Source organism: Planctomycetia bacterium, from assembly GCA_021413845.1.
Taxonomy (GTDB): Bacteria; Planctomycetota; Planctomycetia; order Pirellulales; family PNKZ01; genus PNKZ01.
The window spans coordinates 43,849-58,175 of record JAIOPP010000099.1 but is presented as its reverse complement, the minus strand read 5'-3'; the positions used below and the strand labels follow the sequence as shown (position 1 = coordinate 58,175).

The window sequence follows — 14,327 nt, the reverse complement described above, 5'->3', positions numbered from 1 at the left end:
TAAGGCCTCCCAGATGACGTTACCATCCGCACGCTACCGCTGTTTTCTCCTCGGATCCGAGACGCTGCTGGCCGAATGCGGCGAGATCTTGCTCGCCCAAGGGCACGAGCTTCTCGGCGTGATTACTTCGGCCCCGAAGCTCGCGCTCTGGGCCTCGGGCCGTGGGCTGCGCGTGGTCGATGCCGCCGGCGACTATGCCGCGGCGCTGCGTGAACAGCCATTCGATTATCTCTTCAGCATTACGCATCTCGCGATCGTGCCCGATGCCGTGCTTTCGCTTGCCGAACGTGGCGCGATCAACTTTCACGACGGCCCGCTCCCCCGTTTCGCAGGCCTGAACACTCCGGTTTGGGCGCTGCTCGAAGGAGCGCAAAGCTATGGAGTCTCTTGGCACTGGATGGTCGCGGGGATCGATGCCGGCGACATACTCGCGCAAAAACCCGTCGACATCACGCCCGACGATACCGCGTTCTCGCTCAACACGAAATGCTTCCAGGCCGGTATCGAATCGTTCGCCGAACTCATCGGCCTGCTTACGCTCGGCGGCATCAACGCGCGTCGGCAAGAAGCGGAAGGGCGGCGCTATTTCGGAAAGTTCCATCGTCCCTCGGCGGCCGGAGCGCTCGACTGGCGCCAGCCTGCCGCGGAGCTAGCCACGCTCGTGCGGGCTCTCGACCACGGACGCCATCGCAACCCCGTCTGCTCGCCGAAAGTGCGCATAAATGATCAAGTGCTGGTAGTCGGCGAGGCCCTCGCAATTGCGGCAGCGGAGGATGAACTTGCCGAGCCGGGCACCATCCTCGAAATCAACGACCAAGAACTCCACATCGCTACCGGCGACGGCACGCTGGCCGTGCGTCGTTTCGCCACGACCTGCGGCCGCGAGCAGTCGATCGCCGACGTCGTCGCACGACATGGGCTCACGGTGGGCCAAGCGTTCGATCTGCTTTCGGATTCGGAAGCCGAGCGCTTGACCACGCTCAACGCGCAACTGGCTCGGGGCGAAGACTATTGGGTTCGGCGATTGCCGACGCTCGATGCCGCTGCGATTCCGTATGTCGGCGGCGATATCCAAGCGAGCGAGATCCCGCTTTACGTCGACGTGCGACAAGTGATCCCGGCCGATTTCGTCGATCGCTACTTCGACGACGGCGCGGCCGATGCGCTCGTTTGCGCCTTGGCGGGCTATCTGGCGCGCGTCGGCGAAAAGAATGCCTTCGATCTCGGCTATGCCGATGCCGCGCTGCACGAAGCCGTGGGCGATCTCACCGGCTGGACAGCTACGCACGTTCCGCTCCGTTTCGAGATCGACCCTTCGCAAACGCTCGCCGCGACGCTCGCCGCCAACGCGCCCCACTTCGCCGCCGTCCGTAAACATCCGACCTATCTCCACGATCTGCTTGGCCGCAATCCGCCGCTCTACGACCGGCCGGAACTCGCCGCCGGCACGGCGCTGCCGATCGTGATCGATTGCCGCGACGACATCGCGACGTTTCGCCCGAGCGGTCGGGCAGCGCTCGTCGCCGTCGTGTCGATTCGTCAACGGATGATCCGCTGGATGTACGATTCGGCCTTGGTCTCGTCGGCCGCCTTCTCGACGATGCGCCTTCAGTTCTCGCATTTTCTGGCAGGCCTGTCCGCCCTGCCGCAAGCGAAGCTCGCGGAAATCGAACTTCTTTCGACCTCCGAAAAGAAAATGATTTTGCACGGCTGGAACGCCACGGCCGTCGACTATCGCCGCGACGCCACGGTCGCAACGTTGTTCGCCGAGCAAGCCGCGCGCACTCCGGATGCCGTCGCCGTCGTCTTCGAGAATCGGAGCCTCACCTACGCTAAGTTGAACGAGCGCGCCGGCCGCTTGGCCGCGCATCTGCAAACACTCGGCGTCGGGCCCGATCGGCTCGTCGGCATCCATCTCGAACGCTCGGAGAAGCTCGTCGTCGCCGTGCTTGCCGTGCTCAAAGCCGGCGGCGCCTATCTCCCGCTCGATCCGAATTATCCCGACGATCGCCTCGCCTTCATGATCGACGATGCCGCCGCGCCGGTCATCATCACCGAGCGTGAAACGATCGACCGGCTCCCGAGCCATCGGGCTGCCGTCGTCGATATCGATGCCGATTGGTCCGCGATCGCCGAACTCGCTCCGAGCGACGCCGCGAACAACGCCCGGCCCGAGAACCTCGCCTACGTCATCTACACCTCGGGCTCCACCGGCAAGCCGAAGGGAGTGATGATCGAGCATCGGAACGTCGTCAACTTCTTCGTCGGCATGGACGGCCGACTCGAACACGACCCGGCCGGCACTTGGCTCGCCGTGACGAGCCTCTCGTTCGACATTCACGTCCTCGAACTACTCTGGACCCTCACACGCGGCTTCCAGGTGATCATGCATCGCGACCGCGAACGAACCCTGGCGCCGGCCATCGCCACGACCTCCGACGCACACTCCGCGCGGAAGATGGATTTCAGCCTGTTCTATTTTTCCGCCGACAGCGAAGAACACTCCGCAGATAAATATCGCTTGCTGCTCGAAGGAGCGAAGTGGGGCGACGCGCACGACTTCTGCGCCGTCTGGACTCCGGAACGCCACTTTCATAGCTTCGGTGGGCTTTATCCGAATCCCGCGGTCACGGGAGCCGCCGTCGCGGCGATTACGAAAAACGTTCAGATTCGCGCCGGCAGCATCGTGCTTCCGCTGCATCATCCGCTGCGGGTCGCCGAAGAATGGCAAGTCGTCGACAATCTGTCGAACGGTCGGGCCGCGATTTCGGTCGCCGCCGGCTGGCAGCCGAACGATTTCGTGCTGATGCCGCAAAACTATCGCGACGCCAAGAGTGCGATGTTCCGCGACTTGGAAATCGTGAAGCGCTTGTGGCGCGGCGAAGCGGTCGAGTTTCCCGGCGCTACCGGTGCGCCGATCTCAGTGCGTACGCTACCGCGACCGATTCAAAAAGAGATTCCGGTTTGGGTCACGACCGCCGGCAACATCGAAACCTACCGCATGGCCGGAGCCGTCGGCGCGAATGTGCTCACGCACCTCCTCGGCCAAACGATCGAAGAGCTCGCTCCGAAGATCGCGGCCTATCGGGCCGAGCGCGCCGCGCACGGCTTCGATCCCGAAGCCGGCGTCGTGTCGTTGATGTTGCATACGTTCGTCGGTGAAGACGAGTCTGAGGTGCGCAATCTCGTGCGCGGCCCGTTGAAGGCCTATCTCGGCACCTCGCTCAATTTACTCAAGCAATACGCCTGGGCCTTCCCGGCGTTCACGCGCCGCAAAGAAATGGCCGGCGACCAAGGTACCGACTTCGACTCGCTGACGCCCGACGAACAAGACGCTCTCTTGGAGTTCGCCTTCGAGCGCTACTATGAAACCAGCGGCCTCTTCGGCAACTCGGCCCGCTGCCTGGCGATGGTCGATCGCTTAAAAGCGATCGGCGTCGGCGAGATCGCTTGCTTGATCGATTTCGGGATCCCGACCGAAACGGTGCTCGCGCATCTGCCGCAGTTGAACGACGTACGCTTGGGCTCGAATACCGCAGCGAGCTCGACGGCCGAATTCGAACATCACGACATCGCCTTCGCTCCCGACTCCGGCGATTACTCGCTCGCGGCCTTGCTCGAGCGACATCACGTCACGCACTTTCAATGCACCCCGTCGCTCGCGCGGATGCTCCTTTCCGACGACGCCGGCCGTGCGGCGGTGGGCGGCTTGAAAAACTTCCTCATCGGCGGCGAGGCGTTGCCGGTCGATCTGGCCGCCGACCTCGAGCGCCTCGTCGGCGGCACGGTCATCAATATGTACGGCCCGACGGAAACCACCGTCTGGTCGACCACGCAAGTCGTCGGTGGGGCACCCGGCCCGATCCCGATCGGCCGACCGATTGCGAACACGCAGCTCTACATTCTCGACGCCGCACGGGCACCCGTGCCGGTCGGCGTGGCGGGCGAGCTTTACATCGGCGGCGACAGCGTGACGCGCGGCTACTTGAACCGCGCCGAGCTCACGGCCGAGCGCTTCGTGCCCGACCCGTTTGCCGCGCGCTCCGCAGCGCGCATGTATCGCACCGGCGACTTAGTTCGTTATCGAGCCGACGGCGTGGTCGAGTTCCTCGGCCGGACCGATCATCAAGTCAAAATCCGCGGCCATCGGATCGAGCTGGGTGAGATCGAAGCCCGTCTCACGGCGCATGCCGGCGTGCGGCAATGCGTCGTCGTGCCGCGCGAGATCGCCGCGGGCGATGTGCGACTCGTCGCGTACTACGTGGCCGATGCCGCCACGGTCGGCACCACGATCGACGATGCCGAGCTGCGCAAGCATGTCCGCGATCAACTCCCCGACTACATGACCCCGTCGCACTTCGTCGCCTTAGTGGCTCTGCCGCTCACGCCGAACGGCAAAATCGATCGTAAGGCTCTACCGGCCGTCGAAGTTGCGCCCGCAACGGTCGCCGCGGCTTCGTTCGTCGCTCCGGAAAGCGAACTCGAAGTGCAGATCGCCGCGCTGTGGCAAGACTTGCTCGGCCGCGAACAGGTCGGACTCGACGACAACTTTTTCGATATCGGCGGCCACTCGCTGCTCGTCGTCCGGATGCATCGCCGGCTCGCCCAAGCGATCACCGTTCCCGTCGCACTCACCGATCTGTTCCGCTTTCCGACGATCCGAACCCTGACGGCGCATCTCACCGGCCCGAGCAGTTCGGCCGACGCAGCAGCGGAAACGGCCGATCGTGCGAAGCAGCGCCGCGATTCGCTCGACCGCCGACGCCGCACCGCGACCCGTCGCTAACCCCACTTGAATCACACGCAGCACGTTCGCCTCGCCCGTCGACTTTTCCTTCGCTTCGCCTTGTGCCTTATCGGACGAACGCAATGACCTTAGCAGCAGACTTTCAACCCGGTCCCAACGATATCGCGGTGATCGGTCTCGGGCTGCACGTGCCGGGTGCCGATTCGTCGGCCCGCTTCTGGCAGAACCTGCACGACGGCGTCGAATCGGTGCGGCGTTTCACGGATGCCGAGCTTACCGCCGCCGGTGTCGCACAGGAATTGCTCGACGATCCGAACTACGTGAAGGCCGGCGCCGTTCTCGACGGCGTCGAGTTGTTCGATGCCGAATTCTTCGGGCTCAGCGCCAAAGAAGCGGCGATCATGGACCCGCAACATCGCCACTTTCTGGAATGCGCTTGGGAAGCGCTCGAAAACGGGGCGCGCACGCCCGACAAGTTCGACGGCCGAATCGGTGTCTTCGCCGGTTGCGGAATGGGATCGTACTTCCAACAAAACATTCTCACGAATCCGGAACTCGTCGACTCGGTCGGCATGTTCCTGCTGCGTCATACGGGCAACGACAAGGATTTTCTGGCGACGCGCGTCTCCTATTGCTTCGATCTGAAAGGCCCGAGCGTCAGCGTGCAGACCGCTTGCTCGACATCGCTCGTCGCGATTCATACCGCCTGCCAAAGCCTGCTCGCGGGGGAATGCGATATGGCGCTCGCCGGCGGCTCGACGATCGAGCTGCCGCATCGCCAGGGTTATCTCTACAAGAAGAATGAAATCCTCTCGCCCGACGGGCATTGCCGCGCTTTCGATCATCGCTCGCAAGGGACGATCTTCGGCAGCGGAGCGGGCGTGATCGCGTTGCGTCGTTTGGAAGACGCTCTGCGTGACGGAGATCGCGTGTTGGCGATCGTCAAAGGCTCGGCCGTGAACAACGACGGCGCTGGAAAAGTCGGGTACTTCGCGCCGAGCGTGGAAGGGCAATCCGCGGCGATGGCCGAAGCGATGGCCGTGGCCGACGTGCCGGCCGATTCGATCGGCTACGTCGAATGCCACGGCACCGGCACGCCGATCGGCGACCCGATCGAAATCGCGGCATTGACGCATGCCTACCGACAATCGACCGACCGCAAAGGTTTCTGCGCGATCGGTTCCGTGAAGACGAACATCGGCCATCTCGACACGGCGGCCGGAGTCGTCGGCGTGTCGAAAGTCGTGCTGAGTTTGGAACACAAGCAACTTCCGGCCAGCCTGAACTTCGAGGCCCCGAACCCGGCGATCGATTTCGAGTCCTCGCCGTTTCAGGTGAACGCGAAGTTGCGCGATTGGGCCGCCGGCCCGACGCCGCGCCGCGCCGCGGTCAACTCGCTCGGCGTCGGCGGCACGAACGCGCATCTGATCCTCGAAGAAGCGCCGCAGCGGCCGGAGTCGTCCAATGGCGAACCGACTCAATTGCTCACGCTCTCGGCGCGCAACCGCGCAGCCCTCGACGATGCGGCTCGCCGCCTTGCCGAACACTTGCGAGCCCATCCCGAGCAGAAGCTCGCCGATGTCGCTTACACTTTGTTTCAAGGGCGCAAGAAGTTCGACGTCCGGCGCGTCGTCGCCGCGAGCTCGCATGAAGAAGCGGCTACGTTGCTCGACGCGAACCCCGCCGCGCGTGTGTTCACGCACAAAGCAGCCGATGCGAAACCATCGGTCGTGTTCATGTTTCCCGGCGGCGGCGCGCAGTATCCTCGGATGGGCTGCGAACTGTACGACTCCGAGCCGGTTTATCGACAATGGATCGATCGGGGCCTCGCTTGGCTCGACGGCAAACTCGACATCGATCTCCGCGCACTTTGGTTCGCCCAAGACGAACGCGACGCGGCCTCGAAGGGGCTCTGGGAGCGGCCTTCCATTCAGCTCCCTGCGCTCTATCTCTGCGAATACGCCCTCGCGCAGCTTTGGATCTCGCGCGGCGTCAAACCCGCCGCCTTGCTCGGCCATAGCCTCGGCGAGAACACGGCCGGCGCCGTGGCTGGGGTCTTCTCGTTCGAAGATGGGCTCGGCTTAGTCACCTTGCGCGGAAAACTGTTCGAGCGCGTCACAGCCGGCGGAATGCTCAGCGTTCCGCTCGCGGCGGAAGTGCTGCTGCCGATGTTGGGCGATGCGCTCGACCTCGCCACGATCAACGGTCCGGAACTTTGCACCGTCTCCGGCACGAACGGAGCGATCGAAGCGTTCGCCGCGCGGCTCAGCGACGACGGCGTCGAAGCCAAACGGATCCCGATCAAGATCGCGGCCCATTCGCGACTGCTCGAACCGATCTTAGCCGATTTCGCCGCGTATCTTCGGAGCATTCCGCTCCGCAAGCCGACGTTGCCGATCGTCTCGAACCGGACCGGCACGTGGCTCACCGACGCGGAAGCGATCGATCCGCTCTATTGGGTCGGTCATTTGCGCCACACTATCCGTTTCGCCGATAACATCTCGACGTTGCTCAAGACTCCGGGACGAGTGATGCTCGAAGTCGGGCCGGGCAAGACTCTCGGTTCGCTCGCGCGGCAACATCGCGAACTGCAACAGTCGCAAACGATCATTTCGTCGCTCAAGCATGCGAAGGAAACGGTCAACGATGCGGCGTTCTTTCTCACGGCGCTCGGCCGGCTGTGGGCCGTCGACGTGGCGATCGACGAAGCACTGCTGTGGCCGAACCAACGTCGGCATCGAATCGAACTTCCGAGCTATCCGTTTCAACGGAGCCGCTACTGGATCGAGCCGGGTAAGGGGAGCACTGCCGAGCAAGCCGGCGCTTCGCTGCCCGAGCGCATCGCCGATCCAAACAAATGGTTCTATCGTCCGACTTGGAAACAGCGCGAAGTCGAAGAAGCCGACGAAACGCTCGCGCCGACCACTTGGCTCGTCTTCGTCGACGAAGCAGGCCTCGGCGATCGGCTCGTCGCCCGACTTCGTTCGCGCGGCCATGAAGTCGTCACGGTTCGCCCCGGCGATGCCTTCGCGCGGCACGGCGCCGACAGTTACGTCCTCGCCCCGGAACATGGTCGCGACGGTTACGATGCCCTCGTGCGAGCGCTCGTCGCCGGCGGCAAGGTGCCGAGCCGCATCGTGCATCTGTGGCTGACGACGAAAGACGAATCGTTCCGGCCCGGCTCGAGTTTCTTTCATCGCAATCAAGAGCATGGGTTCTACAGCTTGCTCTTCTTGGCTCAGGCGATCGGCGCGGAAGCGCTGCCGGGCCCGCTGCACATTTCGGTCGTGACGAGCGGAATGCAGCAGACTCGCGACGAGGCCCTGCCGTATCCGGAAAAGGGAACGGTGCTTGGCCCGGTCGGCGTGATTCCGCGCGAGCTCACCGGCACGACTTGCGACACGATCGACGTAGCGCTGCCGCAGCCGCGCCGCTTCGGCGGCAAACGCCGCGCGACGGAGCAACTGGAAACCATCGTAGCGCAATTGTTCGACGAACTCGCGCAACCGCCGGCGAATCGGCGCACGGCGCTGCGCGACGATCGCCGCTACGAGCTCGCTTACGTGAAGCAATCGCCGGCCGGCGCCGCACCGCTCGGGGAAGCCCAAGCCGTCGTCGATCGGGTCCGCAAAAACGGCGTCTACCTGCTTACCGGAGGGCTCGGCGGGATCGGTCTCGTCGTGGCGGAGCATCTCGCGCGCACGGCGAAAGCGAAGCTCGTTCTCGTCGGACGTTCGACGCTGCCCCCCGCCGGCGAATGGGACACTTGGCTCCGCAGCCATGCCGACGACGAGGCCGTGAGCCGCAAGATTCAAAAGGTGCGCGAGCTGGAATCGCTCGGGGCCGAAGTGTTGCTGGCCGAAGCCGACGTGACCGATCTGGAAGCGATGCGCGGCGTCGTGGCGACGGCGAAAAAACGGTTCGGCGGATTGCACGGCGTCGTCCATGCGGCCGGCACCATTCGCGACGACCTAATTCCGTTCAAGACGCAAAGCGATGCCGAAGAGGTCTTCGCACCGAAGGTTCACGGCACGCTCGTACTCGATCAATTGCTTGCCGACGAGCGACTCGACTTCTTCGTGTTGTTCTCGTCGACGAGCACGGCGATCTGCCCGGCAGGACAAGTCGATTACGTCGCAGCGAACGCCTTCTTGAACACCTATGCGCAAAGCCGTTGCCGCGCCGATCGGTTCGTCGTCGCTTTGAATTGGGGAATCTGGAACGAAGTCGGCATGACGGCCAAACCCGTCGCCGACTCGACCGCGCCGGCGAGCGATCGCGAGGAGCCGGTCGTGCATCCGTTGTTCGACTATCGGCTCGGCAACTTGCACGACGCCGAAGTGGCGCTCATCGGACGTCATTCGGTCGCCGCGCATTGGGTCTACGACGAACATCGAACCGCCGGCGGACAAGCGATGTTGCCCGGCACCGGTTATTTGGAACTGGCCCGCAGCGCCTTGGCGGAAGTCGGCGAGACAGGCGGCTTCACGCTGGAAGACCTCTTCTTCCTTCGGCCGCTGGCACTGGAAGACGACGGCTCACGCGAGGTCGGCGTCGTGCTCGCGCGGAGTGCCGAAGGGTATGACTTCCGCGTGCAGAGTCGGCTTCCTACCGTCGACCGCACCGGCAATTGGGACCTGCACGCTCAAGGTCGGCTGATCTTGAGCGATGCCGAGGCACCGGCGAATGTCGACATCGACATCGCCGCGATCGACCTGCGTTGCGAGCGGCTGCGCGAAGCCAATAACCACGGCGAACTCCGCACCAAGCAAGAAGACCATCTCCGTTTCGGTCCTCGCTGGCGTGTGCTTCAAGCGATCGCCTACGGCGACAACGAAGCCTTAGCACATCTCGCCCTGCCGCGGAAGTTCCTCGGCGACTTGGAACAGTACCGACTCCATCCGGCGCTGCTGGACCTCGCCACCGGGTTCGCGATGAGCCTCATCGACGGCTACGAAAACTCGCGCGATCTTTGGGTGCCGGTGTCGTACAAACAACTTCAATACTTCGCTCCGCTCGAAGCCGAGATCGTCAGTTGGGTTCGCGGGCACGGCGTTAACAAAGTCGACGCTCCTTTCGCCACGTTCGACATCACGGTCACCGACCGCTCGGGCCGGGTCTTGCTCGAAGTCGCCGAGTTCACGCTCAAGCGTTTGGCGAGCCCGGAGATTTTCACTGCCGACGCCATCCCGACCTCGGCCGGCTTCGTCGGCGCGGCGCTCGAAGCGACCGGCACGAACGACATCGAGCGCGAGCCGGCGTCGCGAACCGAACTTGCGTTCCGTCGCAACTTGCGCAACGGCATTCGTAGCGAAGAAGGGGCCGAAGCGTTCGCCGCGGTGCTCCGCCGCTCGACGAGTGCCGTATCGATCGTCTCTTCGCTCGATCTTCCGGCACTCATTCGCCAGGCCGATGCAATCGTCGAGACGGCAAAGACCGACGGGTCGGCGAAGTTCGCCCGACCGCAGATCGAAGGGGAGCTTATCGAGCCGCGCGACGATCTCGAACGAACTCTGGTCGGTATCTGGAGCGAGTTGCTGGGGGTCGAGTCGATCGGCGTTCGCGATAGCTTCTTCGATCTCGGGGGGCATTCGTTGATCGCGGTTCGGCTGTTCGCGCAGATCAAAAAGTCGTTCCATGTCGAGTTCCCGATTTCGGTGTTGTTCGGCGCGCCGACGATCGAAGCCTGCGCCAACCTGATTCGCGCGGAGATCGGCGATGCCGCCGGAACGAACTCGCCGGCGCAAGCGAAGCCGGAGAGACAGACGACGCGCTACACGCATCTCGTGGCGATGCACGAAGGGGCCGGCAACTCGAAACGGCCGCTCTTCATCGTCGCGGGCATGTTCGGAAACATTCTGAATCTACGGCATTTGGCTCATCTCGTCGGGAACGATCGTCCTTGCTACGGCCTGCAAGCTCGCGGGCTCTACGGCGAGCACGAGCCGCACGAAACCTTCGAGGAGATGGCAGTCGACTATCTGCGCGAACTGCGCACGGTGCAGCCGCAAGGGCCTTACCTGCTCGCGGGCTTCTCGGGCGGCGGCATCACGGCTTACGAAATGGCACGGCAACTCAAAGCCGCCGGCGAAGAGGTAGCGCTGTTGTGCATGCTCGACACGCCGCTGCCGGTGAGTCGCGAATTGTGGGTCAGCGAAAAGATCCAAATGCATCTGCAACGGATCGCTAAGGAAAAGCATCGCTACTTCTGGAACTTCATCTCCGATCGCTGCGCTTGGGAATATCGCAAGCTGATGAACCGCTTGTTCCCGAAAAGCGCGCCGACCGAAACGACGCAGTATCACTCCGCCACGATCCAGCAAGCGTTCCTCAAAGCGTGCGACTTGTATCGGACGCCCGACTACCACGGAAAAATGTTGCTGCTTCGTCCGCGACAGAAGCCGACGCACGTCTTCGGTCCGAACCGGATGATCAACCACGATCGCCGCTTCATCTTCCCCGACAACGGCTGGTCGCAGCATGGGGTCGAAGTCGAGTTGCAGGAAGTGCCCGGCGATCACGACAGCATGGTGCTCGAGCCGCACGTCCGTACGTTGGCGACGAAACTTCGCAAAGCGATCGACCGCGCGGAAGCGGCCTACTCAGGCCGACGCCGCCCCGTCGCGAGGCCAGCCGCCTCGAGCGATGAGGCGTTTCTTAATGCACCGAGAGTCGCCGAGCCGGCCAGTTCGCCGGACACCGTCGAGGTGCGACATTAATGGAAAATTCGCGCCAATCGATTCCGGAGTTCTGGCAACCGACGTCGACCGCACCGGTGCCCCCTCTCGGTTTTCCACAACCCAAACGAATCCTCATCGCCAAGCCGGGCCTCGACGGCCACGACCGTGGAGCGAAGTACGTGGCGCAAGTCTTGCGCGATGCAGGCTTTGAAGTTTCCTACACCGGCATCCGTCGAACTCCACGACAGATTGTCGCTGCGGGAATTTTCCGCCAAGTCGACGCCATCGGCCTAAGCCTCTTATCTGGAGCGCATAATTTCTTGTTCGCTCAGGTGGTCGAGGCCCTGAAAGAACGGGATGCGAGCCACATTTATCTGTTCGGGGGGGGCGTCATCCCTGCGAAAGATGTCGATTTTTTAATGTCGCTCGGAGTGCAAGCCGTGTTCACGCCCGGCGCGTCTGCGGCCGAGATCGTCGCGGCGTTCGAGCGTGTGCTCGGCGGAGCGAAGATCACGGTCGCGAACACGGATGTCGCGCAGGTTTGAGTTGAGAATCGGGCAGTCCGTAGCGCAATTACTCTTTGCCGAGAATCGAGCCTGGGATTCATGTCGAACGTCGCACCCAACACGACGACGCAACTCGCCGACGCGGCCCACGATTGGCGTGCGGGCCTGCTGGCCGACGCGCTGCGCAAATCGCCGGAGCGCATCCCGACGTTCGTGACCGCGAGCAACGACCCCGTCGAACGACTCTATCTTCCTTCCGACGATGCCGCGCAGGGCTATGTCGAGAAGCTTGGCTTTCCCGGTCAGTTTCCCTACACGCGCGGCGTGCAGCCGACGATGTATCGCGGCCGGCTCTGGACGATGCGGCAATATGCCGGCTTCTCGACCGCCGAAGAATCGAATCGACGTTATCGCTACCTGCTCGCCCAAGGCAGCACAGGCCTGTCCGTAGCGTTCGATCTGCCGACGCAAATCGGTTACGACAGCGATGCGCCGGAAGCCGTAGGCGAGGTCGGGCGCGTCGGCGTGGCGATCGATTCTCTCGCCGATATGGAAACGCTCTTCGACGGCATTCCGCTCGACGCGGTCTCGACCTCGATGACGATCAACGCCACCGGCGCGATCTTACTGGCGATGTACATTGCAGTCGCGGAGCAACAGGGAGTTTCCCCTGCGAAGCTGACCGGCACACTGCAGAACGACATTCTCAAAGAGTATATCGCTCGCGGCACGTATCGCTTTCCGCCGCAAGCCTCGCTTCGAATCACGAGCGATATCTTCGCTTATTGCACGAGCGCCACGCCGAAGTTCAACACGATCAGCATCAGCGGCTACCACATTCGCGAGGCCGGCAGCACGGCCGCGCAAGAGGTCGGCTTCACGCTGGCCGATGCGATCTGCTACATCGAAACGGCCCTGCAAGCCGGACTCGCGATCGACGACTTCGGCCCCCGCTTGGCGTTCTTTTTCGCTGCACATACCGACCTGTTCGAGGAAGCGGCGAAGTTTCGCGCGGCCCGGCGCTTGTATGCCCGCATCATGCGCGAGCGTTTCGGCGCGCAAGACCCGCGTAGTTGCATGCTTCGCTTCCACACGCAAACCGGCGGCGTAACGCTCACGGCGCAACAACCGGAAAACAACGTCGTGCGCGTCACGATTCAAGCCCTCGCCGCGGTGCTCGGCGGCACGCAGTCGTTGCATACGAACAGCAAAGACGAAGCTCTCTCGCTGCCGACGGAAGAAGCCGTTTCGCTCGCGCTGCGCACGCAGCAGGTGATCGCGCACGAAAGCGGCGTCGTCAACACGATCGATCCGCTCGGGGGGAGCTACTACGTCGAAGCGCTGACCGACCGCATCGAGCAAGAAGCCGAAGCCTACATCGAAGCGATCGACGATCTCGGCGGCATGGTCGCGGCGATCGAGCGCGGCTACCCGCAGCGCGAGATCGAGCGTTCGGCGTACCGCTTCAATCGGGCGATCGACACGCGCGAGCGCTCGATCGTCGGCGTGAATTGCCACACGACGGGAGAAGCCCCGTCGATTCCGCTCTTCAGGTTGGATGAACAAGCGACCGCCGGGCAACTCGAGCGTTTGCGGTCGGTGCGTGCGAATCGCGATGTCGCGGTCGTCGAACGGACGCTCGCCGAGATAGGCACGGCTGCCCGAGGGACCGAGAACCTGATGCCGCCGATCGTCGCGGCGGTGAAGGCTTACGCCACGATCGGCGAAATCTGTCGCGTGCTGGCCGATGTGTTCGGCGAATACGAGCAGAACGCCACTCAGCAAACGGACCAACAAACAGAGTCGCCGGAAGCGGTAGAGTAACACGCATGGCTCCCACGATCATTCATTCGCCTCTCTCGACGACGCCCCCGGTGTTGGGCCTCGGCGGAGCTGCGCTTCCCTCGGCCGAGCCGACGCCGCTGGCGCGCCTCACGGCCGCGGTCGCCATTCGCGGACTCGATCATTTAGGGATCGCCGTGGCGAGCCTCGCCGCAGCGCGACCGTTTTACGAAGCGACTCTCGGAGCCGTGTTCGAGGGAGAAGAAGTCGTGGCGGAGCAGAAGGTGCGCGTCGCCTTTTACCAGCTCGGCACCGATGCGAGCGCCGTCCGACTCGAACTCTTGGAACCGCTCGACGAGGCCTCGCCGATCGCCAAGTTTCTCGCGAAGCGAGGGCCGGGCCTGCATCACACGGCGTACCTCGTCGACGACACGGCCTTAGCGCTCCAAGCCGCCGAGCAAGCCGGCTTGCGTTTGATCGACCGTGTTCCCCGCCTGGGTGCCCACGGTGCGAGGATCGGTTTCTTGCACCCGCAAGGGACCGGCGGAATGTTGATCGAGCTTTGTTCGCACCCGACGAAAGACAAGACGCCGCAGCCGGAATTGGAATGAT

5 protein-coding genes are annotated in these 14,327 nt (G+C 63.4%); all 5 read left to right on the top strand.

What is annotated here, in order from left to right:
* Positions 1 to 13 precede the first annotated feature (13 nt).
* The 5 genes from K8U03_18525 (at position 14) to mce (ending at position 14,326) form a co-directional block, all read left to right on the top strand.
* Complete coding sequence (locus K8U03_18525) at positions 14 to 4,786, top strand: LLM class flavin-dependent oxidoreductase (GenBank protein ID MCE9606887.1); 4,773 nt, start codon at positions 14 to 16, stop codon at positions 4,784 to 4,786.
* Positions 4,787 to 4,869: 83 nt separating this feature from the next.
* Positions 4,870 to 11,466: an SDR family NAD(P)-dependent oxidoreductase gene (locus K8U03_18520; protein ID MCE9606886.1), complete on the top strand. Its 6,597-nt coding sequence runs from the start codon at positions 4,870 to 4,872 to the stop codon at positions 11,464 to 11,466.
* Positions 11,466 to 11,972 carry a cobalamin B12-binding domain-containing protein gene (locus tag K8U03_18515; GenBank protein ID MCE9606885.1) on the top strand — a complete coding sequence of 169 codons (507 nt, stop codon included), beginning with the start codon at positions 11,466 to 11,468 and terminating at the stop codon, positions 11,970 to 11,972. Before K8U03_18520 ends, K8U03_18515 begins: the two co-directional genes overlap by 1 nt.
* 60 nt (positions 11,973 to 12,032) lie before the next feature.
* A complete protein-coding gene (locus K8U03_18510) occupies positions 12,033 to 13,757 on the top strand; it encodes a methylmalonyl-CoA mutase family protein (protein MCE9606884.1) in 1,725 nt (574 codons plus the stop codon).
* 5 nt (positions 13,758 to 13,762) lie between these two features.
* A complete protein-coding gene (gene mce / locus K8U03_18505; GenBank protein ID MCE9606883.1) occupies positions 13,763 to 14,326 on the top strand; it encodes a methylmalonyl-CoA epimerase in 564 nt (187 codons plus the stop codon).
* Position 14,327: the final 1 nt, after the last annotated feature.

Coding starts and splice junctions, on each gene's coding strand:
- K8U03_18525 (MCE9606887.1), top strand. CDS start 14: ATGACGTTACCATCCGCACGCTACCGCTGTTTTCTCCTCGGATCCGAG.
- K8U03_18520 (MCE9606886.1), top strand. CDS start 4,870: ATGACCTTAGCAGCAGACTTTCAACCCGGTCCCAACGATATCGCGGTG.
- K8U03_18515 (MCE9606885.1), top strand. CDS start 11,466: ATGGAAAATTCGCGCCAATCGATTCCGGAGTTCTGGCAACCGACGTCG.
- K8U03_18510 (MCE9606884.1), top strand. CDS start 12,033: ATGTCGAACGTCGCACCCAACACGACGACGCAACTCGCCGACGCGGCC.
- mce (MCE9606883.1), top strand. CDS start 13,763: ATGGCTCCCACGATCATTCATTCGCCTCTCTCGACGACGCCCCCGGTG.